The sequence below is a fragment of the Clostridium sp. UBA4395 genome, from assembly GCF_002390995.1.
Classification (GTDB): Bacteria; Bacillota; Clostridia; order Clostridiales; family Clostridiaceae; genus Clostridium_J; species Clostridium_J sulfidigenes.
On record NZ_DGRF01000037.1, the window covers coordinates 67837 to 93181 of the forward strand.

General features: G+C 29.6%; 22 protein-coding genes and 1 other RNA gene. 20 read left to right on the forward strand and 3 right to left on the reverse strand.

From position 1 onward, the window contains the following. Positions 1-37: 37 nt before the first annotated feature. From B2694_RS05890 to B2694_RS05920, 7 genes are all read left to right on the forward strand, one after another. The gene (locus B2694_RS05890) at positions 38-1393 is read left to right on the forward strand and encodes a glucose-6-phosphate isomerase (protein WP_346884956.1); all 1356 of its coding nucleotides are present in this window, start codon (positions 38-40) and stop codon (positions 1391-1393) included. A 2-nt stretch (positions 1394-1395) separates the two neighbouring features. Continuing rightward, a complete protein-coding gene (locus B2694_RS05895) occupies positions 1396-1842 on the forward strand; it encodes a YaiI/YqxD family protein (protein ID WP_150845372.1) in 447 nt (148 codons plus the stop codon). 208 nt (positions 1843-2050) lie between these two features. Then, the gene (locus B2694_RS05900) at positions 2051-4057 is read left to right on the forward strand and encodes a triple tyrosine motif-containing protein (RefSeq protein WP_346884957.1); all 2007 of its coding nucleotides are present in this window, start codon (positions 2051-2053) and stop codon (positions 4055-4057) included. Positions 4058-4133: 76 nt separating this feature from the next. Beyond that, positions 4134-4976: a lytic transglycosylase domain-containing protein gene (locus tag B2694_RS05905; RefSeq protein ID WP_346884958.1), complete on the forward strand. Its 843-nt coding sequence runs from the start codon at positions 4134-4136 to the stop codon at positions 4974-4976. Positions 4977-5114: 138 nt separating this feature from the next. After that, complete coding sequence (locus tag B2694_RS05910; protein WP_346884959.1) at positions 5115-5831, forward strand: pseudouridine synthase; 717 nt, start codon at positions 5115-5117, stop codon at positions 5829-5831. Between the two features lie 701 nt (positions 5832-6532). Beyond that, positions 6533-8710: a ribonuclease R gene (rnr, locus tag B2694_RS05915; protein WP_346884960.1), complete on the forward strand. Its 2178-nt coding sequence runs from the start codon at positions 6533-6535 to the stop codon at positions 8708-8710. A gap of 316 nt (positions 8711-9026) precedes the next feature. Beyond that, positions 9027-10193, forward strand: a complete 1167-nt coding sequence (locus tag B2694_RS05920; RefSeq protein WP_035131319.1) for an iron-containing alcohol dehydrogenase — start codon at positions 9027-9029, stop codon at positions 10191-10193. Positions 10194-11016: 823 nt separating this feature from the next. On the opposite strand, the gene B2694_RS05925 is transcribed toward B2694_RS05920, so the two are convergent. Continuing rightward, positions 11017-11241, reverse strand: a complete 225-nt coding sequence (locus tag B2694_RS05925; RefSeq protein WP_346884961.1) for a hypothetical protein — start codon at positions 11239-11241, stop codon at positions 11017-11019. A gap of 342 nt (positions 11242-11583) precedes the next feature. On the opposite strand from B2694_RS05925, the gene smpB reads away from it, so the two are divergent. The 9 genes from smpB to B2694_RS05970 all read left to right on the forward strand — a co-directional run bounded on the left by smpB (position 11584) and on the right by B2694_RS05970 (position 20390). Next, entirely contained in the window at positions 11584-12051 is a 468-nt protein-coding gene (gene smpB, locus B2694_RS05930) for an SsrA-binding protein SmpB (protein WP_346884962.1), read from the forward strand. Between the two features lie 63 nt (positions 12052-12114). Next, entirely contained in the window at positions 12115-12726 is a 612-nt protein-coding gene (locus B2694_RS05935) for a histidine phosphatase family protein (protein ID WP_346884963.1), read from the forward strand. A gap of 237 nt (positions 12727-12963) precedes the next feature. Beyond that, positions 12964-13298: a transfer-messenger RNA gene (ssrA, locus tag B2694_RS05940) on the forward strand. Between the two features lie 569 nt (positions 13299-13867). After that, on the forward strand, positions 13868-15034 hold the full coding sequence (locus tag B2694_RS05945; protein ID WP_346884964.1) for a DNA cytosine methyltransferase: 1167 nt from the start codon (positions 13868-13870) through the stop codon (positions 15032-15034). A 1-nt stretch (position 15035) separates the two neighbouring features. Then, a complete protein-coding gene (locus B2694_RS05950; RefSeq protein ID WP_346884965.1) occupies positions 15036-16184 on the forward strand; it encodes a DNA cytosine methyltransferase in 1149 nt (382 codons plus the stop codon). Positions 16185-16246: 62 nt separating this feature from the next. Next, complete coding sequence (locus B2694_RS05955) at positions 16247-17566, forward strand: hypothetical protein (RefSeq protein ID WP_346884966.1); 1320 nt, start codon at positions 16247-16249, stop codon at positions 17564-17566. A gap of 159 nt (positions 17567-17725) precedes the next feature. Further along, positions 17726-17896, forward strand: coding sequence for a hypothetical protein (locus B2694_RS05960; RefSeq protein WP_346884981.1), 171 nt, complete (start codon positions 17726-17728; stop codon positions 17894-17896). Positions 17897-18143: 247 nt separating this feature from the next. Then, the gene (locus tag B2694_RS05965; RefSeq protein WP_346884967.1) at positions 18144-18626 is read left to right on the forward strand and encodes a hypothetical protein; all 483 of its coding nucleotides are present in this window, start codon (positions 18144-18146) and stop codon (positions 18624-18626) included. A gap of 255 nt (positions 18627-18881) precedes the next feature. Beyond that, on the forward strand, positions 18882-20390 hold the full coding sequence (locus tag B2694_RS05970; protein ID WP_346884968.1) for a hypothetical protein: 1509 nt from the start codon (positions 18882-18884) through the stop codon (positions 20388-20390). A 96-nt stretch (positions 20391-20486) separates the two neighbouring features. Here B2694_RS05970 and B2694_RS05975 read toward each other — a convergent pair whose 3' ends face one another. After that, on the reverse strand, positions 20487-20897 hold the full coding sequence (locus tag B2694_RS05975) for a hypothetical protein (RefSeq protein WP_346884969.1): 411 nt from the start codon (positions 20895-20897) through the stop codon (positions 20487-20489). 296 nt (positions 20898-21193) lie between these two features. Here B2694_RS05975 and B2694_RS05980 point away from each other — a divergent pair, with 296 nt between their 5' ends. From B2694_RS05980 to B2694_RS05995, 4 genes are all read left to right on the forward strand, one after another. After that, complete coding sequence (locus tag B2694_RS05980; protein WP_346884970.1) at positions 21194-21739, forward strand: hypothetical protein; 546 nt, start codon at positions 21194-21196, stop codon at positions 21737-21739. A gap of 296 nt (positions 21740-22035) precedes the next feature. After that, positions 22036-22830 carry a hypothetical protein gene (locus B2694_RS05985; RefSeq protein WP_346884971.1) on the forward strand — a complete coding sequence of 265 codons (795 nt, stop codon included), beginning with the start codon at positions 22036-22038 and terminating at the stop codon, positions 22828-22830. A 4-nt stretch (positions 22831-22834) separates the two neighbouring features. Further along, complete coding sequence (locus tag B2694_RS05990; protein WP_346884972.1) at positions 22835-23224, forward strand: HIRAN domain-containing protein; 390 nt, start codon at positions 22835-22837, stop codon at positions 23222-23224. A gap of 251 nt (positions 23225-23475) precedes the next feature. Continuing rightward, on the forward strand, positions 23476-23940 hold the full coding sequence (locus B2694_RS05995) for a hypothetical protein (protein ID WP_346884973.1): 465 nt from the start codon (positions 23476-23478) through the stop codon (positions 23938-23940). 166 nt (positions 23941-24106) lie between these two features. Here the strand turns inward: B2694_RS05995 and B2694_RS06000 are convergent, their stop codons facing one another. Next, positions 24107-25114 carry a DUF7309 domain-containing protein gene (locus B2694_RS06000; RefSeq protein ID WP_346884974.1) on the reverse strand — a complete coding sequence of 336 codons (1008 nt, stop codon included), beginning with the start codon at positions 25112-25114 and terminating at the stop codon, positions 24107-24109. Positions 25115-25345 lie beyond the last annotated feature (231 nt).

The window sequence follows — 25345 nt, forward strand, 5'->3', positions numbered from 1 at the left end:
GATACCTAATAAATCGTTTTATAGGAGGCAATTAGAAATGACTAGTTCTATAAGTTTAAATATAAAGAACCTTCAAGAAGCAGTTACGGAGTCACATATAGATAATTTAAAACCTATGATAACAGCAGCTCATAACACTCTGCATAACAGATGTGGTGCTGGCAATGAATTTTTAGGGTGGCTTGACCTACCAACTAATTATGATAAAGCTGAGCTTGAAAGAGTAAAGGTAGCAGCTAAAAGGATACAGGAAAATTCTAAAGTTCTTATAGTAATAGGCATTGGAGGTTCATACCTTGGAGCTAGAGCTGTCATAGAAGCAATGACAGGCCCCTTCTTTAATAGTATGGATGAGGATAAAAGAAAGGTTCCAGCAGTATACTTTGCAGGAAACAATATAAGTTCTACTTATCTGTCTCAACTTATACAGCTTATAGATGGGAAGGATTTTGCCATAAATGTTATTTCAAAATCAGGAACTACTACAGAGCCTGCCATAGCCTTTAGAATATTTAAAGAAATCATTGAGAAAAAATATGGCAAAGAAGAAGCTAAAAATAGAATTTTTATAACAACGGATAAGGCAAAGGGAGCTCTTAAAAAATTAGCTGATACAGAAGGGTATGAAACCTTTATAATTCCTGATGATATCGGTGGAAGATTTTCCGTTTTAACACCAGTAGGATTACTTCCTATTGCAGTGGCAGGAATAAATATAGATGAGCTATTACAAGGTGCTAGAAATGGAAGAGAAAACTTTAGAAATGAAGATGTACATAGAAATATTTGTTATAAATATGCAGCAGCAAGACATCTTTTGTATGAAAGAGGAAAAACTACAGAAATTCTTGTAAACTATGAACCTTGTCTACAATATTTTGGAGAGTGGTTTAAGCAACTTTATGGGGAGAGTCAAGGTAAGGATGGAAAGGGGATATTCCCTGCATCCGTTAACTTTTCAACAGACCTTCACTCCATGGGTCAATATATTCAAGATGGAATGAGAAATATATTTGAAACTATAATAAATGTAGAAGAACCACAAATAAATTTATCCATAAAGGAAGATGAAGAAAATGTGGATGGACTTAATTTCTTAGCAGGAAAGACTATAGATTTTGTAAATAAAAGAGCTATGGAGGGAACAGCTCTTGCCCATGTAGAAGGCGGAGTTCCTAATATAGTTATAAATATGAAAGATTTAAATCCTAAGGCCCTAGGAGAGCTTATATACTTCTTTGAAAAATCCTGTGCCATTGGAGGATATTTATTAGGAATAAATCCTTTTGATCAAGAAGGGGTAGAAGCCTATAAGAAAAACATGTTTGCTCTACTTGGTAAACCAGGTTATGAAGAGCTTCAAAGGTCTCTAATAGAGAGGCTAGGTGATTAATTATGACTATTATAGTTGATGGTGATGGATGTGCAGGAAGAGGTATTATAGAAGAAGTGGCTAAGACCTACAAGGTTCCACTAAAAATTTATTGTGATATACATCATGTGATAAATTTAGAATATGGTGAAGTTATAATTATGGATAGTGGCTTTCAAGCAGTGGATATGAAGGTTGCCAATGAAGCTAAAAAAGGAGATATAGTAGTAACTCAAGATTACGGAGTAGCAGCTATGGTTCTTGGTAAAAAATCCTATGCCATAAGTCCAAGGGGATATATATTTTCAGAGAACAATATAGATAAATTACTCTTTGAAAGACATATAAGTGCCAAGGTAAGACGTGGTGGAGGAAAGACAGGAAAGCATAAGAAAAGAAATGAAGACGATAATATAAGCCTTAGAGATAATTTAATAAAGCTTGTAGAAAGAAGTCTAAGAGAAGAATAGAAAAACATAAATTAAGAAAACACTTGTAGAAATATAATTTACAAGTGTTTTTTTACAAGGATTTTGTCTAATGAATTATCGCAAATAAAGACCCCCATAGGTTGTTACATAATATGTAAGTGTAGTATAATATAGCTATGCTTATGTAAGAATATTATAACAATTTAATCAATTAGGGATGTATATGTACATTCTAGGGGGAATATGTATGAATGAAATGATTATTGGTACAAGCCTATCAAGTCCACAGGAGAAGGGGACTGAAATTAAGATATATATAGAAAATAAAATGTCAGATGATTTATTATATAAATTTATAATAAACTGTGATGGAGGTTGGGAAACCATTAGAGATTTCCATGAGGAGGATTTTACCTATTGGACACCTAAGGAAGATGGCAAATACATGATAATGGTACAATCTAAAAAAAGACATGGGAAAAAACCCATTGAATTTACATCTAGAATGGACTTTATCATAGGCTCTGTAGAAGAAAAACTAATAAAAGATATTATAATTAGTAATAATGAAATAAAGTTAGGGGAAAAGATAGAAATTGATATTGTACCTAACAAATTACCTATCCTGTGTAAGTATTGGATAAAAGAAGATTGTAAATGGAATTTAATAAGAGACTATTCCATGGATACTAGTTTAAGTTTCACCCCAAACCGTGAAGGGGATATTGAGATTCTTATAGAGAGTAAAGAAGAGGGTTCAGACCATCAATTTGATGACTTTAAAAATGCAACCTTTAAGGTATTACCCATGGATGAAATAAGAATTAACAATATACAGTGCTTGACAGAAGAGCTGATAGTAGGTAATGAATTAACCTTTGAAATTGATGCACGCTTTGATGAAAATAGAGTTGTGTTATACAAATTTATGAAGATTGATGAATATGGAAACATGCATGTAATGCAAGACTTTTCAAGTAAGAGACTAGTGAGCTTCACAGAAATACTACCAGGTAAGTATAAGCTTTTATGTTTAGTGAAGGATATGTATTCCCACGAGAATTTTGATGATAGGGGGATAATACACTATACTGTAGATAAATATAAACCTATAAAAATTCTTAATTTCACTTCTGATTTAAGCTCACCACAGCTTGAAAAAACACCTATAGAGTTTAAGGCAATATGCTCTGGTGGAGATAAATTGCTCTATAAGTTTGTAGTAGATGGAAATTATCATAGTAGTTCAAATTTTACTACTAACAACAGTTATAAATGGATTCCAGAAAAAAGTGGCTTATATAGAGTTGAAGTTCTTGTAAAGGATAGTACCTATAAGGACGATTATGAAGAGAAGGCAATTATGGACTTTGTTATAGATGAAGATTGTGCACAAAATGTATATATAAAAGAAATAAAGCTAAATAAGGACAAGCAAGTCCTTATAAATGAACCAGTTAAGGTAAATGTTGAAGCCACTGGCTCAAGAAATTTATTATATGAATTTATTGTTAAAAAAGAAGGTAAGGAAGTCCAATTCATAGAATATAACGAAGAAGATAATTTTAAGTTCACTCCTACTAGTGTAGGAAAATATGAAATAGAAGTTAAAGTAAAACATCTAAAATCTAAGAGAGACTACGATGTACATTCAGTGATATATATAGATTGTAAAGAATATATACCAGCTAAGATAGATTATATTCTTACAGAAAAGAAGTATATGTATCTTATAGGTGATGAAATAGTCTTAGAGGTAATAACAGAAAACACTAGCAATACTTTAACTAAATATAAGGTTGAAATCAATGGCAGAGAAGTTGAAACTACGGAATTTAGTAATGATAAGAAGTTTAAACTAATTCCGAAATGTGCAGGAGTATATACGGTAAAAATATATTGTAAAAATGTATTTAGTACTAAAGAGTATGATTGTAAAAAGGAATTAATTTTAGACGTATTACAAGGAGTTCCAGTAACTAACTGCAAAATAACCTTAGATAAAGAAGTAATAAGGTGCAATGAAGATGTTAACTTCTATGTGGAATGTGACGGTGGAAAAGATAATTTATATGAATTTTATTTAATGGAAAAGGGAGAATGGAAGCTAATACAAAAGTATAGTAAGAAAAATTATTATACCTTTATGCCTTTCTATAAAGGGTTTTATAAGATATTGGCATTATGTAAAAGCTGTTACTCTAAGAGTGCCTATGATGACTACTCCATTTATGAAATTCAGTGTAAGGAATAAGGCGTCTTAAATAAATAAAAAAATAAATAAGTGAAAGATGCCTAATAAGGTATAAAGAAACAAGGGAGATGAAGTAATGAGTTACGATGTGGGTAGTGTTTATGGAGGAATAAATAACTATATAAACAGCATAGCTACAAATGGAAATACTAATAGTAGTATAGGTTCAGTAAACAATGGAATTACTCAAAATCAATATGTTAATGGACTAGGTATTCTAAATGATACCTTAAGTTCTGGTACTGGCAGTGATGCCCTTACTGGACTAATGAGCCTAGGTTTAATGTCAGGAAGCTTTGGTGGAGGTTCAGACAGCAACACTTCTTCAAGCACTAGTGGATTTAGTTTAATCATGGCATCTTTACTAAAGGCCATGGGTGAAAAAGAGAGACAAACTCAGCAGGGAATAGATCAAAATAATAGAGCTTATAATAGTACCTCTAATGGTATAAATGATATAAGCAATGTTATTGTAAGAGCTATAGGAGGAGTAACTCCATCCACAGTGGTAAGTGCTACAGGTACTGACTCTGAAAGAATTGAAAAAGCCATAGCTGATGCTTCAACAAAATATGGAGTTAATGAGAATTTAATAAGAGCTATAATTAAAACAGAATCAAACTTTAATCCTAATGCAGTATCGCCTGCGGGAGCTAAAGGATTAATGCAATTAATGCCTTGCAACATAGAGCACTATGGAGTTAATGATCCTTTTAGCATAGAGCAAAATATTGATGCAGGTACAAGACACATAAAAGATTATCTTAAAACCTATAATTATGACCTAAACATGGCACTAGCAGCATATAACTTTGGACCAGGAAATATGGCATCCAGAGGAATAAGTAACTCCAGTGATTTTTACAAACTACCATCAGAAACAAAAAATTATTTAGCGAAGATAAATAATTTAATATAATAACAAGGCTGTTTCAATGAAACAGCCTTTATTATATCCTATAAGTAGTTTAAAATATTAGATTTATTTTTAAAGTAATGTTAAAATGGACTTTGGCTAATACTAATATTAGTTGATATAAATAAAGGATGGTATGATATGGAACGTTTAGATAAAATTTTAGGGAATTTAGGCTATGGAAGTCGTAAGGAAGTTAAGGTTAGTTGTAAAAATGGAGAGGTTGTTGTTGATGGAGAGGTTATAAAGGACAGTTCAACTAAGGTTGATCCAGAGACAGCAGTTATTGAAGTAAATGGAGAAATGGTAATGTATAGAAAGTATGTTTACCTACTTTTAAATAAGCCAGCAGGAGTTGTAAGTGCAACCTTTGATAATTATGATGAGACTGTTATAGATTTATTAGATCCAGAATATCAAGTTTTTGAGCCATTTCCAGTGGGAAGATTAGATAAGGACACTGTAGGATTCTTATTGCTTACTAATGATGGAGCTTTAAATCATAAGTTAATCGCTCCTAAAAACCATGTAGATAAGGTTTATTATGCAGAAATAGATAAGCCAGTAAATGAAAAGGATATTGAAAGTTTTAGAAAAGGTATTGTCATAGATGATGGTTATAAGTGTATGCCAGGAAAGTTAGAAATTATTTCTTCTACAGAAGATGGTTCTGAAGTTTTAGTTACAATACAGGAAGGTAAGTTCCATCAAGTTAAAAGAATGTTTGAAGCTTTAGATAAGTCTGTTGTATATCTAAAAAGAGTTAAATTTGGTCCTATGGAACTGGATGAAACCTTAGAAGAAGGCGAATATAGGGAGCTTACTAAAGAAGAAATTGAAGTATTAAATAACTTATAGGGATTTATTAACTGTATATACATTAAATTGAATATAAAAGGTAATTTGGTGTAATGTGTAGAAAATATACAAAAAATATAGATAAGGTATAAATATTAACAATTAGTTTATATTTTTTATTATAAATTTACTTGAAAATTTATAAAATTATATATATAATATATATATAAATAGAATAAATAACCCCTTTTTATTTATACGTATAACCTAACCCCAAGGGTTATACAAGTTATTTTATGTCGAATATAATTGTATATTATTGCAAGGAAAAAACCCATTGGTTACCCCCGATGGGTTTTTTCTTGTAATAAAACTTATTTTTGGAAAACATATGTTTAAGAAGTTAAACAGAGTTCTTAGCTTCTTTGAAGCGTACTAACAGAATTCTTAGTATAAATTTATTTGATACTTAGAAGTCGTTGTCCTTTAGGGGAAATCGTTATCCAGGAACGTAGCAGCTCTTAACTCCAATTTTAAAAAAATGGGAGTATTAGAGCTGGTAGTTATCGGATAAATATAGAAATTATATAGCATATACTGTAAACTATATATAATATGTAAATATCTAATGTAAAAAACACATAACATTGATTTAATAGAGCAATAATAGTAAATAGGTATACTAATTATAAAAGAATAAATAATATGTATTAAGAAGATATATTACGTAAAGATGAGAAAAGTTTGAAAGGAAGTGCATTATGAATATAAGAGAAGTACTTATAAGCTTTATGAAAGAAAAAGCTTATAAACCAATGAGTTTAAAAGAGTTGTCTAAAATATTTGGTATAGGTAAAAAAGAATCTAAAGATTTTTCAAACCTATTAAATGAAATGGAGAAAGATGGAGAAATAATAAAAAATAGAGCAGAACTATATGGAATTCCAGAGAGAATGGGTATACTTAAAGGGGTTTTTGCTGCTCACCAAAAGGGTTTTGGTTTTGTAATTGTAGAAGAAGATAGACCAGATATATTTATCCCTGCCAGTAATGTAAATAGTGCCATGAACAATGACGTGGTATTAGTTAAAGTATTAAAAGATGAAAACAACGGTAAGAAATCTGAAGGGGAAATTATCAGAATTGTTGAAAGAAAGAATAAAAAACTAGTTGGAACCTATGAAGATAGTAAAAACTTTGGATTCGTTGTACCAGATGATAAAAAGATAGGTCAAGACGTATTCATTTCTAAAAATGATAGAAATGGAGCAAAATCAGGTCAAATAGTAGTGGTAGAAATCACTAGCTGGCCAGAGAAAAGAAGAAATCCAGAAGGAAAGATCATTGAAATCCTAGGAGAAAAGGGAGATAAGGGAATAGATATCCTAACTATAATTAGAAAGCACAATCTTCCTGAAGAATTCCCATTACAGGTAGAGGAATATGCAGAAAGAATAGAAGATATGGTTCCTCAAAGTGAAATAGACAGAAGAAGAGATCTTAGAGATGTGACTATGGTTACCATAGATGGAGAAGATGCAAAGGACCTAGATGATGCTGTTTCAATAGAAGTTCTAAAAAATGGAAACTTCAAGCTAGGAGTTCATATTGCAGACGTATCACACTATGTAAGAGAAAATAATGTCCTTGATAAGGAAGCCTTTAAAAGAGGTACATCTGTATACTTAATTGATAGAGTTATTCCAATGTTACCTAGAAAACTATCAAATGGAGTATGTAGCTTAAATCCAAAGGTGGATAGACTTGCTCTTAGCTGTTTTATGGAAATTGATCCTACAGGAAAAGTAGTAGATCATGATATCTTTGAAAGTGTAATAAAAACTAATGAAAGAATGACCTACACTGATGTAACTAAGATTCTTAGAGATGAAGATGCTGAAACTATAGAAAAGTTTAAACATCTTCATGAAGACTTTAAGAACATGGGTAAATTATTTGAACTCTTAAATAAAAAGAGATTATCAAGAGGTGCTATAGACTTTGATTTTGAAGAATGTAGAATAATCCTAGATGACACTGGTAAACCAATAGATATCCTACCTCGTGAAAGAGCCGTTGCAAATAGAATAATAGAAGAATTTATGTTAATCTGTAATGAAACTGTAGCAGAACACTTCTTCTGGCTTAATGCACCATTTGTTTATAGAGTTCACGAAGACCCAGATATGGAGAAGTTGTTACACTTTAGCGAATTCGTATATAACCTAGGATATCATGTAAGATTTAAAGAAGATGAAATTCATCCAAGGGAGCTTCAAAGGATTCTAGAAAAGGTTAAAGGAAAGAAGGAAGAAACGGTAGTTAGTACCTTACTTTTAAGATCTATGATGAAGGCAAAATATTCCCAAGTATGTGTAGGACACTTTGGTCTTGCTGCTAAATACTATTGTCACTTCACATCTCCAATAAGAAGATATCCTGACCTAGTAATTCATAGAATTATAAAGGAAATGATAAACGAAGGATTAAATTCTAAGAGAGAGAAGAGATTAAGAACCTTTGTAATAGATGCTTCAAAACAATCCTCTGACACAGAAAGAATGGCTGTGGATGCAGAACGTGAAGTAGATGACTTAAAGAAAGCTGAATACATGATGGATAAGATTGGAGAAGAATTCGAAGGAATCATATCCTCTGTAACTAGCTTTGGTATGTTCGTTGAACTTCCTAACACCATAGAAGGTTTAGTTCATATTAGTGAGCTTCATGATGACTACTATATCTATGATGAAAAGCATCTAGCTTTAGTTGGTGAGAGAACTAAGAATATCTACAGACTAGGAGATGAAGTTAAGGTAGTTTGCTCTAAGGTTGACATAGATGCCCACGACATTTACTTTGAAATAGTTAAACCACAAGTAGAAGAAGAGGAAGAAGAAATGTCCCTAGACATCGATGATTTAATTTTCGGAGAGTAAAATATAGTTAAGAAGAAAACTATAAGGATAAAAATTTAACATTATATAAGAAGAGATAAAATTTTGTTTATTAAATTAAATATGATTTTATCTCTTCTTTTTTATGTAATTTGCTATAAATTAAGGGAAAGAAATAAAAATATAGGATAATTTTACATGGTAGAGCGTAAAAATCAAAAAAAGATTGTTAAAAAGTTAAACAAATCAGATAAATTTTTAACAAAGTACTAGTATTTTTAGAAAAAGGTGGTATACTAAAATTATAAATGTTAAATAAATAACAAAATTTAAAGTTTATATTAGGGAGGTTCATATTATGGCACGTTTTACATTACCAAGAGATATATATCATGGAGAAGGAGCGTTAGAAACTCTGAAAACTTTAAAAGGGAAGAGAGCTTTCGTAGTTGTTGGTGGCGGATCTATGAAGAGATTCGGATTTTTGCAAAAGGTTGAAGACTACCTAAAAGAAGCAGGTATGGAAGTTGAATTATTTGAAGGGGTAGAACCAGACCCATCAGTAGAAACAGTTATGAAAGGTGCAGAAGCTATGAGAAGCTTTGAGCCAGATTGGATAGTTTCTATAGGTGGAGGATCTCCAATAGATGCAGCAAAAGCAATGTGGATATTCTACGAATATCCAGAATTTACTTTTGAACAAGCAGTTATTCCATTTGGACTACCAGAATTAAGACAAAAAGCAAAATTCGTTGCAATACCATCAACTAGTGGTACAGCTACAGAAGTTACAGCATTCTCTGTAATTACTGATTACAAAGCTAAAATTAAATATCCATTAGCTGATTTCAATATAACACCAGATATAGCAATAATAGACCCAGCACTTGCACAAACAATGCCTAAGACTCTAGTTGCTCATACTGGAATGGATGCTCTAACTCATGCTATAGAAGCATACACAGCATCACTAAGATCAAACTTTTCAGATCCATTAGCATTAAAAGCAATTGAAATGGTAAAAGAACACTTAATAGATTCTTATAATGGATGTGAAAAATCAAGAAACTTAATGCACGAGGCTCAATGCCTTGCAGGAATGGCATTCTCAAATGCACTACTAGGAATAGTTCACTCCATGGCTCATAAAACAGGAGCAGTATTCCACATTCCTCATGGATGTGCAAATGCAATCTTCCTTCCATATGTAATTCAGTACAACAGAACTAAATGTGAAGATAGATATGCAGACATAGCTAGAATGTTAAAATTAAATGGAAATACAGATTCAGAATTAACTGATTCATTAATAGAAATGATCAATGACTTAAATACAAAACTAAGTATTCCTCATTCAATGAAGGAATACGGTGTTACCGAAGAAGACTTCAAAGCAAATCTTGAGTTCATAGCTCACAATGCAGTACTTGATGCATGCACAGGCTCAAACCCAAGAGAAATAGACGACAAAACCATGGAAAGACTATTTGAATGCACTTACTACGGTAACAAAGTAGAATTATAAGTGACACTCCAAATCTTTGATTTGGCCAGTGGAACTTACTCATTGGAACAAAGTGAGAAGGAGTTTCCTTGCGACCAAAGGGAGAAAAAGAAATCTTTGATTTGGCCAGTGGAACTTACTCATTGGAACGAAGTGAGAAGGAGTTTCCTCTCGAGCAAAGCGAGAAAATAAATCTTTAATTTGTCATTGGAACATGGTAAATAGGGGTTTAATTGCAATAGAGAGAGACAATAATTAATTTTAGTTAGTGGAAGAAACTCCACTAAAAAGTGGGGTTTCTTATATTATGTTATTAATTCTGTTGAACTAAGGTACAGCAGATTTAAAAAATATCCTTATAATTCATCAAATCAAATCAAATCAACTTGGAAGAGCTGTCTCAAAGTAGAGTTTAAAAAAATTCTACCGTGAGACAGCTCTTCTAAGTTCTACTCCAAATCTTTGATTTGGTTAAGTAGAACTTACTCATTTGAACGAAGTGAAAAGGAGTTTCCTTGCGACCAAGGGGAGAAAGCAATTTATGAAGAAATCCCTGAAACCCCCACAGTGCCAACAACTAGTTAAATAGTTACCTAGTTATATAGTTATATATAAACATAGTTATATAGGTAAATAGTTTCCTATATAAAAATAGAGCTATTTAAAAAGTTTCCTATATATATTTTTAAAATTTTAAATAGTTAAAATGTAACTGTTCTCTAGGAAGCTTAGATGCAGTTATATCAAGGTATTAGAGCTGGTAGTCATCGGATAAAAACATAAAAACATGGTAATTAGTGAAATTGAATTATTATAAGTTATCACAGAAATATATAGTGATATTTTATTTATTTTTTTGTTTTTCTCTAAAACCTAATATATAGAAGAAAATTCCTATAAGAGCAAATATATAAATAAATATATTTATTCCAGGTATGGGTATGTCCATGATGTCTTGGCCAACCCACAAGTACCAATGTAAATATGAAATTAATCTTTCAATGGTATATATTAATCCACTTGATATAATAAAAACAGTACCTAGTTGTAAATAATTTTTTTCATTCATAAATAACCTCACCTTTTCAAAATTATATGGCTATATTAAATATGTAATATGGATTATTAATATTAACCTACAATTATAATGTAATATAACTATATTATATTGTAGATAAGTCAATGGTTAAAGAAAATTTAGGAAAAAACTCCATATTTTAAAATTATATATTATACTTAAAATATAAACTTTTTAAATAGTTAAAATTTATATATTTCAAGGTTAATAATTACAATATTTATAATTTAGGTTATAATAAAAATAGGTTATACTATACAATACATTTTAAATTTAGTAAAATCACATGTATAATGAGAAAATTATATATTAATCATAAAAGTAGGTGAAAACATGGCAAAGAAATTAGGAACTAAAACTTTAGTAGAAAATAGAAAAGCAAGACACGATTACTTCATAGAAGAAGCTATGGAAGCAGGAATAGTACTTGTAGGAACAGAAGTTAAATCTATAAGAGCTGGAAAAGCAAACCTTAGAGATAGCTATGCAGATGTATACAATGGAGAAGTATTCGTAAAAAATATGCACATAAGCCCTTATGAGCAAGGAAACATATTTAACAAAGATCCACTAAGAGTAAGAAAGCTACTTCTTCACAAAGGAGAAATAGATAAACTTTTAGGATTCACGGCTCAAAAGGGGTACACTCTAATACCACTTAGCTTATATCTTAAAGACGGTAAAGTAAAAGTGAACATTGGAGTATGTAGAGGTAAAAAAGATTACGATAAGAGAGATGTAATGCTAGAAAAAGCAGCTAAGAGAGACATAGACCGACAAATGAAAGAAAAATACAGATAATATTCTATAGAATAGGATTTTGCTATGAAGTATGGGAAGTTTAAATAGGGGGAGGGGTAAGGGATGAAAAGAATAATTACCATTCAACATACTCAATCAGTGCATCACACCAATGGAATGATTGGTTCATGGACAGATTGGGATTTAACTAACCTAGGAAAAGAACAAGCAAATAACATTGGGATAAAGCTTAAGGAAGAACTTTCAAAAGATAATGTCTATGTTATGTATTCTTCAGACTTAAAAAGAGCAAAACAGACTGCTGAAATTGTGGGAAAGCATTTAAGCTTAGAACCCATCATCAATGAAGCTCTAAGGGAACGTAACCTTGGTTCTGCTGTAGGCAAAAGTGTACAGTGGCTTAGAGAAAATCAAACAGCATGGGAAAAGACAATTGATGATAGATGTGTACCAAATGCTGAATCTAGAAGAGAAACTTGGAATCGCCTAGAACCTTTCTACAATGACATAATGAGCAGTGAGAATGAGAATATAATTATTGTTTCCCATGGGGACACATTAAGTATTTTCAACGCTATGTGGTTAGGACTTAAACCAGATGACCTTAATAACTGTGATTTATTTGGATTTGCAGGTGGAGTTTCTTATTTTATAGAAGATGACAATGGAAAACATATCATAAAGAGACTAAGCGACATGTCTTATATAAAATAGTTTGAGCTACCTATATAGGATAAAATAAACTTATATTTAGTGTGAAAGTATCATTAAAAGTGGTACTTTTTTTACATATATAGATTTGCCAAATACCATATGTAGAATCTAAAGGAAATATGTACATAAACACTATAAAATTTTTTACAAAACTTTACTTGCTATAAGGATTGATATTGTTTATAATGAATATACGTGGTAATCACTAATAATTACCACTACCTAACATGGGGGCGTACTGGTTTCGACGGGGGTACGTGACATATAGGAAGCGAGTAGAGGGAACTCATGGGCCCGCTTTAAAAAACTATGGGATTAAAGATAAACGCAGAAGACAATTTTGCATTAGCAGCTTAATATAGCCGCTCGTCCTACCTTTGAGTCCCACGGCTTAGGATAGGGCGCCGATTAGTGGGGAACCGAGCCATGGAAAGCTTTGACCATGGAACGGAATTTATGAAGCTACTGAAGTAGAAACCCGGTCTCTAGGGGTTCTATAGAGGGAATGTTAAAATAGAGACTGCACTCGGAGATGCTTATGTGGAATGGCTTTCGGACAGGGGTTCGATTCAAAAGAGTCGCCTTAGAGAGTAATTTCTAAGTGAAAACTTGGCTTTATCGGTGAAACCGTAACAGATAACGCTGACGGCAATACCGAGTGGTATGTGAAGAAATTCAACAGCCGTGTATCGACTTATAGGTTCCTAAGGAGTAATCTATGGAATACTAGGATAGAAGATGTGAAACTAAACTATGCTTCTATAATACGCCAAGAGTCCTATACAGTATTCAACTTTAAAAGAGAATATTGGAAGAGGAGGAAAATATAGTCAGTACCTGCAGAGATGTAGGAAGTATATGTCCCCTCGCCTCCACCATGAAACCCTCGACAATACAGAAATGTGTTGTCGAGGGTTATCTGTTTTTTAGAATTAATAATAAGGAGTCGTACCATAAGTAGTGGATGTTTTTACTGAAGTTGGAGAAACTATACTTAAAAAATATATAATATTTTAAGTATAGTTTTTAATTTAATTGTATATATTATGAAAATATTTACGATTATAATCAGTGATACATTATGATATAATATCTAAGAATAAGGTTAATTTAAAAAATTATTAAAAGAAGAGGGATAAAAATGGAAAAGTTGATAGGGTTATCATTATTTTCTAATATAGGAGTTGCAGAAGCATATTTAGATGAATTACAAATTGAAGTAGCAATTGCAAATGAATTAGTAGAAAAAAGAGCAAAATTTTATAAACATGTATATCCAAATACAGAAATGATAGTAGGAGATATTACAGATGAAAATATATATAAAGAAATTATAAATAAATCTAAAGAAGCCGGGGTTAATTTTATTATAGCAACACCACCTTGCCAAGGAATGAGTACAGCAGGTAAACAAGACCCTAAAGATAAACGGAATAAACTCGTTACCTATGCAATAAATGCTATAAAGGACTTAAAACCTAAATTTGTTTTAGTAGAGAATGTACCTCAACAATTAAAAACTAAGATAAGATATAACGATAAAGAAATTTTAATACCTGAATATATAAAGGAAGAATTAGATGGTCTTTACAATATAAATGATAGAGTAGTTAGATGCATTGAACATAAGATTCCACAAAGCAGGGAACGTTCCATATTTTTAATGGTAAGAAAGGATACAAGTATAAAATGGAATTTTCCAAAAAAAGAGGATGAAATTGTTACATTAAGAGATGCAATAGGGTATTTACCAGACATAGACCCAATGATACAGGAATATAAGAAAGATGAAAAAAAATTATTAGACATATTCCCAGATTTTTATAAAAAGAAAGCTATAGGAGAAAGTATATCAAAATGGCATAGACCGCCTATTCATAAAGAAAGACATGTTATTATTATGAGACATACAAGTGAAGGAAAATCTGCATTTGAAAATGATATATATTATCCTAAAAAAGCAAATGGTGAACGTATATCAGGACATGATAATACCTATAGAAGACAATGGTGGGATAAGCCAGCATATACAATAACAACATATAATGGAGCAATATGTTCTTACGATAATGTACATCCAGGAGAATATATTGAAGAGGATAAAAATGGACATAAAATTTATTCAAATCCAAGAGTTTTGACAATATTGGAATTAATGATAGTGATGTCTTTACCGATAGATTGGAATATACCAGAATGGGCTGATGAAAGCTTGATAAGACATAGTATTGGAGAAGGAATACCACCATTATTAGTAAAAAAAATATTTATTGAACTACTTAAAGAATTAAATGAACTAGGAGAATAAAATGAGTGGAGTAAGATTAAAAGGGCTATCGCTGTTTTCAAATGTTGGAGTTGCTGAAGCATATTTAGAGGAGATAGGAGTAGATATTTGCATTGCTAATGAAATAGAAACTGAAAGGGCAAAGTTTTATAAGCACTTATATCCTAATTGCGAAGTAATAATTGGAGATATAAAAAATTATGAAATAAGAAGTCAAATAATTACAAAGGCAAAAGAAAATAATATTGATTTTATTATAGCAACGCCTCCTTGCCAAGGAATGAGTAAACATGGTAAGCAAGACCCACATGATTTAAGAAATCAATTAGTATCATATGCAATAGAAGTGATTAAAGAGGTAAAACCAAAATTTATTTTGTTAGAAAATGTTCCAAGACAATTAAAAACCAAAATTAATTATAATGGAGAAAGAATATTAATTCCTGATTATATTAGAAAAGAGTTAAGTGAAGATTATTATATTAATAAAGATAGTGTTGTAAATGCATGTTTTTATAAAGTCCCTCAAAGTAGAGAGCGTTCTATATTTTTATTGTCTAGAAAAGATACAAATATCAGATGGGAGCATCCAGAGCCGGAGTTGCCAGTGGTCACTTTAGAGGAAGCCATTGGATATTTACCTTCTATAGACCCATTAGTCAGAGAAGAAAAAGAAAGATGGAGGTTTCCGGAATATGAAGAAAAAAGAAAAAGAGCATTAGCAATATCTAAATGGAATTATCCACCTATTCATTCTTGGCATCATATTGAATGGATGATGCATACTCCAAGTGGAAAGACAGCATTTGAAAATAAGATATATTATCCTCAAAAAACAGATGGTACAACTATTACAGGTAGAATTAGTACTTATAAAAGATTTTCTTGGAATAAACCAGCAAATACAATAACTCAAAATAATGGAGTTATATCATCATCAGTTTGTGTTCATCCTGGAAGAGAAATATGTAATAATGGCACAGAAGCAGGAAGGGTTTTTTCTGACCCAAGGGTATTAACAATATATGAATTATTGATAGTTACATCATTACCATTAGACTGGAATATACCTGAATGGTCAAATGAAAGATTGATTAGAAATGTTATAGGAGAAGGAATTCCACCTTTATTAATAAAAAAAATTGTTAAAAATTTAATAGATAAACTATAGGATAGATTTGCTATTATATGATATAATTCCCTTATTAGTTATATTAATAAGGGGGTTTTTTTATGGGATTAGTAGTTCCGAGTATAGATTCAAATCCAGAAATGATTAATTTAGTATTAAGATTATTAGAAATCAAAGAACCAATTAATCAAGGGGATTTAGCTGATGAGCTAATGAAAGACTCTTTATTGGAAAATGTTACAAATAAGAATGCAGCAATGAGAAAAACTGAAATGGCTAGATATTTAGGATTAGCAACACTTGTTGGCAGACCAGCAAATCTATATATTACTGAAAGGGGAAGAAGATATAGAGTTGCAAATGAAAAAAATAAAATAGAAATAATATTTGAATCACTAATAAATGATTCATTTGGAAGAAATAATAATGGAATTAGTGGTACAGACTCAGATGTAGAAGCTCCGAATGTATTTTTAAAGTCAATAATAGATTTAAAGGGAGTTACTACATTTGAATATGCAATTATTTTATATTTGATGGATAAAGGGAACTTTACGTATAATGATGCTATAGAAGAAATTGAAAGAAGACGAGGAAAAAATTCTATAGAAGAAATGATAAGTTTAATTAAAAGTGATAATTTTGATAGAAAATATGGTAAAAATAATAAAATAATTAATTTTTTTAAGAATATGAATATAGTATATAAGCAAGAAGATGAGTATTATTTATTTGAAGAGATTTTTAATTTATATAAGGATGTAATTAGAAATTTAAAAGTGGTAAATAATATAAGTTACTCAGAAGTTGAAGAGGAAGAAAACGATGTTGATGGTTATACATTATATGAACATGAGGAAGAAGAGTCTGAAATAGATGATAGAACTTTAGGAAAATTAAGATTCTTTTTATCTAGAGATTTAAAAGCTGATGAAAATCAACAACAAGATTATCAATTAGATAGTAATGATAATGACAATGATAATGATAAGACATTAGTAGATTGGTCAATTGCGGAAGAAAAAATTAAATTAAGAAAAGATAGACACGAGGTAGTATTGGATAGATTTAAATTATTATTAAGAAATAAAGAATTTGATATTTGGCAGGGGAATATAGATTGTTTGGGAGTAAAAAGCTCAAGTCCTATAATTATAGGAGAGGTAAAAACATTAAATGGAACGTTGAAGGATGAGAGAGTACAAGTAACTAAAGCTTTTGCACAGTTATATTATTATGAAATGTTTGCCATGGATAAGTTTGCAGATTATGATAGTAAAAAAGTTGCAATATTTGAATCAAAAATTTCAGATAAACATATATGTTTCTTAGAAGAAAATAATATAAAAGTAATTTGGCAAGATGAGAATGGAGCATTTGATGGAAGTGAAGATACAATAAATTATTTTAATCAATTATAATATTAATTTTGCTGTAAAGTTCTTTAAAAGAAGATCTTTGTTATTGTGTAATAATATTTTGCATCTTAGTAATTATGTATTATAAATAAATTGATAAATATATATTATAATACTGATATTGATGTATAAAATATTTGGATATATTAGTTTGTGATAAATGTGTACAAACATCGCATAAAAATAGTAAGATTTCTTCAATGGAATGATAAGAATGGTTGTTATACAGATGAAAATTGTGATTTAGAAGATATATCAAGAATGGCTTATGAAGATTCAGTAAAGTATTTCTTTGAAGTAATAAATGATGATTTTTATTACTTAGCTACTTGAAAGAAAAAGTAATATTTGTGTCAGTAATTAACCCATAAATCATAAAAAAATATGTATCCTTGACTCCTAGAAAAGGTAAAACAGATAAAGTGGATTCCATAAAGATAGTAAACTATGGAATAGATAACTGGTTTCGCTTATAGGAATATCCAGTAAAGGATGAAGTATATTCAGAGCTCAAGTTGCTTGGTAGACAATATGCCCATTACATTAAAATGAGAATAGAAAGAAACTTACACTTACTAATATGCTAGATAAAACAATGCCTGGAATAAAATCTTTACTAAAAAACAATTCGGAAAATCGTGAAAGAGATAAACTAAATGAATTTGTAGAAGAATATTGGCATTTTGATAATATAACAAAAAAGAGTGAAAAACAGTTTATCAATAGCTACCTAAAGTGGTCAAAGAAAAAGGGATACCATCAAAATGAAACAAAAGCAAAACAAATTTATGCATTAGCTTCAGAAAGTATCCCAATCATATCTTCCATTACTCCATCAAGCAAAATGCTAATACTAGAATTTGTACGAGTTCTTAGAGATATAGACAGAACTCTAGAAATTATTTTACCACAAATTAGAGAACTATCGAGAAAATTAAAAGAGTATGATGTGGTAAGAGAAATGCCTGGAGTAGGAGAGACACTTGCTCCAAGAATAATATCAGCACCAAATAAGTTTTTACGAGTTTACTATGCAAGAGTAAAAGAAATCTATACTGCTTAAATACTTCTTTAAAAGATACAAGAAAAACAGGCTAAACGGAAAAATCAGTTTAGTCTATTTTGCATGTTCAAAATTAAATAGATAAAAACATAAAAACCTTCTAAAAAATACTTGATTTTTATTAGTAGATTTTTGTGCTTACAAATGTATAGTCAAAGCTTTTATATAAGGGTTAACTTGAAGAATGATAAATATATAAAAAAATAACAATAAATGATAAAATATAGATATATTAGAAAATAAGGGGGGGATAAGTTGAAAGTTGGATTTTTGTTTGGAGCAGGAGCAGAAGTTGGTTATGGATTGCCTTCAGGTGGAAAGTTTGCATTAGAGATATTTAGACAAGACACTACTAAAATAAAAGAATTGTTTAAAGAGCAGCGTGAAGATATAGATGATTCGACATATTATGCTGCAAATTGGCTTCCCGATAATTACAAAAACAAAAGTGTAAGTTCATTTGGTAAGACGGTATTTGAAGCGATTATAAGGGATACTATTGAGCATAACAGAGATAGAATAATAGCTAAATTAAATGAATTTGATGATATTGCAAAAGGTGAAGAAAAAAAATTAATAGGAAAGTATAGTAAGAGTTATTCTGAAATCGTTTCTGATTTATTGGGAACACCGTTAAAAAATTGTAATATGAAACAAAAAATATCATTTATTGATTATTTTAATGAGGGAAATAAAATATTTGAAAGTAATTACTTCTCTTCTTTATTAAAACTATATAAAACGCCAGGGGTATTTGAAGGTAATACAAAAAATGAAATAAGAAAAATTATATTAGCTATATTTCAATTGCAAATAGGGGCATTAAGTGAGAATTTAACAAGAAAAATTAATGACGGCATATTTAAGGATAAAGATGATGATATAGACTTATTAGATGACATAGGAGATATTATTCAACTTAATTCACAGTCTACAGGATTGTCAGGTTTAGAATATGTTATGGAGAATAAAAAGATAGAGTTGAATTCAGATGCGGATTTATTATTAAGCTTTTCTAGGAATGTAATTGAAACAATTTATGCATCTGTATTAGATTACAAATCATTAATCGATTCAAATTGGCATTATTTATATTGTCCTAAAGATGAATGGGCAAAATTTTGTAAGATAAATATTTTTCTATTATCAGTTAGAGAGTATATAGTAAGTCAGCTTGGAGATACTTCTGTTATTGTACCAAATGGATATTATCATGATTTGTTGGAGGGCTTAAATTTAGATAAATTCGAAACAACAACAATTGCTACAACTAATTATAATGTATTTATTCAAGAAGTATTAAATAAAGAAATTTGTTACTTAAATGGTTCAACAAATATGTGGTATGACCCATATGTTAATAGATTAGGAAAAAAAGAAGAGCTTACGGATAAAGAAAAGCATTTTTTAGTACCTTTAATTTTCACACAAAGTGGGACGAAACCTATGACATCAATAGAAATGTCTAAAAAATATGTTAAAATGTATGATGATTTTAAAAATTCAGATAAAATATGTATAGTAGGTTTTGGATTCAATCAAGATGATGAGCATATTAATGGTATATTACGAACATTAATTGATATTGATAATAAGAAAATAATAGTAATTGATATTAATAATGGGAGAGATACTGACTATTTTAAGGATAAAATTGCAAATAAGCTTAAGGTTTTTAATGAGGATAATTTAGAAATAGTTTTGGTGGATTACAACAGGAATGTTGAAGAGATAAATTGGTTAGACAGGGTTTTATTAATATAAGACTACATAAAAATGTAATAGTAGTGGATTTTAAAGGTAATCCTTCACTACACCACCACCAATAACAAATAGCTACATCAACTTAATCTGATGTAGCTATTTTACATTGATGAATTCCTCGTAAAACATCTCTTTTTTAGCAAGCTGTTCATCTGTATACCTGCCATTCCTAGGGGTAAGGGCTTTATATTGTGTTATTATCATTTCTGCACGTTTTCTTTTAGATTCTATAATTAAGTAAGGGTAAATATCTTCTAGTAATTTAATAGCATTATTCTGTTTAATTACAAATGAATAAGATAATTTATGTTTTTCAGGTTTATAATTTTTTTTCTTTATTATTACTCCATATCCAATGGTGTCTTTTAGCCAAGTTAATAATTCTATGGTAGTGGAAGCTATTGATACGCAAGGAGCAGGATATTGATTTGTATGAAATCGCTGTAACATAATACTTCCTTCTCCATCAATTATTCCAGCTATATAGGCTTTTTTTATTTCTGTCATTTAACCACCTCTATAGATAGTATTTACTGGTTTTTCAATATTATCAGAAATAAATTAAATAAAGTAATAATCTTTATGGTAATAGAGCATTAAGAGTATAATTAAAGTAATATACTGTAAATTATACAATGAAATGCATATTATTTATATACTAAATTAACCAAATACTATATAATGGAATCAGGTCGTTATTGTAAAATGTGCTGAAATAATTTAAAGAGAATTACAAAATATATCTGTTTTGTGACAGCTCTTATGTGTTTCAGAAATTATGAATTTAGGAGATTAAAAAGCAAATGATTCAAGATGATGATGAATTAGAAATAGGTAGAGAATTAAAGGAAGCTCTAAGGCCAAAACTGTATTTGCCAATTTGGAACACAATTATATGTTCTGGACCACCATTAAACCTTATCTTTAGATATTTTATAGAAAGAGAAATTAAAGATCCAACTGTTGCAATAATTCTTACAATAATAACAACCTTATGGGTTATCATTAACTGGTATTGGTATGTGAAGGAAAGAAATGATTTTAAAAAGAATTGGAAAGAGATTTCAAAGGAATTGGAGACCTTAAACTATAAAGAAAAGCCTTCAAAAGATTACATGGATATAATTCTTAATAGTATGCAAATAACAGCAATAGTTTCACTGGTAGCATTCTTTATTTTTGTTGCTATTACATTATTATCTGAACTTTCATATGTTAGATATTTTGCGTTATTTTCCATAGCAATATTTGTCTTAACATCTATAGGAATAATAATTATTGGTGTTATTCAATTATTTAATATTTTTAAAGAGTTAAAAAAGGCGAGAAGGTTAAAGAAAGAAGATTGAGTGAATACTTCACCTGATGAAAGCTATGTCAGGTAAACTGGCTAGTTAGAGATATAATACCTTGCTATCTAACTTTATGGATAGTAGGGTTTTTATTTGCATTTTTTTAGTTTACTAGGTCTAATATACTTATATTTTTATAAGGTATTTTTTAACCTTTTGACCTATAGGTTTACAGCAAGTCTATGTTATTATAACTATCTCAAACCCCAATTAAAAATGATATAATTAATACATGGAATAATTTAAATTATTTAATATATAAAAATAAATAAGTATATTAATGAGAGGTTAATATGAGTGATATAGTTGTTTCATTAACGGATATACAAAAACTTAAGGAAGAGTTAAATACGTTAAATGAAGAGTATCTAAAGTTGTATGAGGAGATGGAAGATTTAAAGAAGGAGAAAGAGTATTTAGAGAGTCTTTATATGTGTAAACTAGGGGCTTTGATATTCTTAAGATTAGAAAATGAAATTAAATATAGAAGGTTAAAGAAGAAGTTAACTTTGATAATTATTAGTAAAAATAAAGGTGAAGAAATAAATATTGAAGAAATAGAAAGAGTTTTAGAAGAAGAATTAGCAGAGTTTTATAAAAACCTAGAGGAGCTGCGTAATAATTTAAAGAACTCTAGAGAGTTTTTAGGGCTTCCATCATTAACGAATGAGGAAGTAAAAAAGGTTAAAGAAATATTTAGGAGTTTAGCTAAAATACTGCATCCCGATGTAAATAGAGGTTTAAATGAAGAGATGATGGAGTTGTGGCTTAAGGTTAAAGAAGCTTATGAGAATAATGATTTAATCACATTAATAATTCTTCAGGGAATAGTAAAGCATAATGAGATTAAAGAAGATATTAAGGTAACTTCTATAGAAGAAAATATAGTGGTATTAAAGAAAAAGATTAATGAATTAAAGAAGTTTATAGATGAAGAAGAAAATAGCTTCCCTCTAAGTATAAAAGAACTTATAGATGATGATGAGTATATTAAAGAGAAAAAGCAAGATATAACTAATGATATACATAACTATGAAATAATGATTACACAGGTTGAAAAGAGTATTTGTCAGGTATTAAAGGAGTAGAGTTATGGATAAATCAATAACAACCTATAGTGGTGGAGGGAAATTAGCCAACATAATAGAAACAGGTGGGCTAACATTGCCCTTTGAAAATACTATATATCTTCAATCTGTAAGGGTAGCAGGAATGAAGTACTATGTAAAGGATGGGTTTATTTTATTAGAGGGAGATAAAATAAAGTTAAAAAGAGAACCTGATAATGTATATGATAAATATGCTATAGAATTATTTACAGTAAAGGGTGAAAAGATAGGTTATATACCAGCAAAAACAAATAAAATATTTGCAAGACTTATGGATGGAGGAAAAATGTTAACAGCTGAAGTGAGAACTGTGGATTATTACTTTGAAAAATTGCAAGAGGTGTGGATAAGAATATTTTTAAATGATTTATAGTTTTAGAAATTGAAGTAATAATTGTGAAATATATTGGGAGTTGCTAGAGGAGTGTCTATTAATTACTTTATTATGTATATTTCTTACAAAGTGGTGCTAGAATATAAATAGTACAAGTAGGAAGTGAATAATTCTCTTATATAAAGTACAATTAATACAGTGAAATATAGAGGAATTATACGTGAATAAATTAAGTAAGTGATTTTAAAATTAAAAGCTCTACTTAGGGAAAGAATAGAGGTGGTAAGGGAATGCTTATACCAAAATCAAAAATAGAAGTTGTAGAATTAATGAAAGAGGATACATACTTAGGAGATATATCTTATGATTTAATAAGTGAAAAATATAGTTTTAAGAAGAACCAAGAAATAGAAGATTTGAGTCTTTATCTAGCAGAATTTTATGGGTTATTCAATAGAAAAGTAAGAGAAGTTCCTTCAGATATAATCAGAGAATTTATTGTTGACAGAATAATACCTTATAATAGAATGAATTTGGATTGTTATCTAGAGTATTATAATTTAGATTACTGGGATGAGTGGGAAGTTTTTTTAGCTTCAAAGGGTATGTGTTTCTTAGATACTTATTGGATAAGAAAAGATAAAAATGAAAGTTATAAAAATCATATAATATTTACAAATTCAGTAAGAGAGGATTTGCTTACAGAAGAGTACTTTATTAATAAGAAAAATAGAGGTAAAGTAGTTAGAAAGTAAATATTTAATTTATATCCAGAGGATTTTAGTAGTTTTACGTTAATTGATACATCCTTAGAATTTTGAGAAATGTTAAAGTATCTAACTAATTCTAATAGCCTAAAGGGAGAGTAGGTAAATTTGTATTTACACAAATATATCTACTCTCCCAATTAGGAATGTTTTGTTAAAGTCCGAAATTATAAAATGATTCAATGAATTCATCAATTGCATTTAGTTTTGGTGACTCTATAATCTCTATATTAATTTTTTCGCATAAATCAATTACTATGCTAGCGATATATGCATCTCTAACTAATATATTTTTAGGACGTCCTCTTTGGATAACATAATTTATAACTGTATTAAACAATATATCAATATCATTATCATCAGGTTTAATCATTTCTTGTGATAATATAAAACCATTAATTCCGTCAACTAACATGCATAGTCTAGGTATAAGGGGTTTATCATATCCTCGATCATTTATAGTAGAATTTAAATAAGCTATATCTAACTCCAATATAGAGTTATTCTGCTTTTGTTTTCTTAAGCGACTTATTAATAATTCATCGCTTATTTCTGGCACTGAATAGTCCATATCAGGAATAATGAGGGGTTCTTCTAAATTTATCCATTGATTATTTCTAGCATCAAATTTACGCATTAATGTATTTCCATTTTGAAAATCAATTGATATTCCGTTATTTAACTCCTCTATAGCCATGGATACATGTTTTAACATTTTGGTAAATGCTATTACTTCATCTTTATTTGGCATATATGGTATGTAACCACTTTCAAAGGTTCTAAAGTATATCCAATTATTTTTACCTCTAAATTTTAAACCCAATTCTTTTATGATGTTACGTTCTTTTGTTGTTAATTCATCTCTATTTCCATAATTACACATAATGTTGTTTTGGTATCTAATCAACTGATGTCCAGGTATTTTATTATTATATGCCGTTTCAAAGAAACCTTTTATTGATTTTAAGCCATCATAAGCAGCAATAGCGTAACACTCTCCACTTCTTCCCATAACACTACATATACACGGCTCTTTCTTACCTATTTCCATAATTGTTATTAAATCCATATCCCATAGTTGCTCCCATGGTTTTAATTCCTTAAGTTTTATGGCAACATCATATAAAGCTCTCCATTCTTCTATAGTTGCTTCTATTCTCATATTAGATTTTTCCCTCCTATGTTCTTAAAATAACATCAGTTTTATAATACACTTTTACCTAATTTACTCTTATAACTTAATTTTTATAAAGATTTTGCTTATATCATAAAGTTTGAAACTCTCAATATATTAACTATCTAATATTATATCCTATTCATTTAGTTCAGTATAGATTATTTAGATTTCTTTAATATTTTTTAAATTTCATTGTATTTAACGTAGATTATTAAG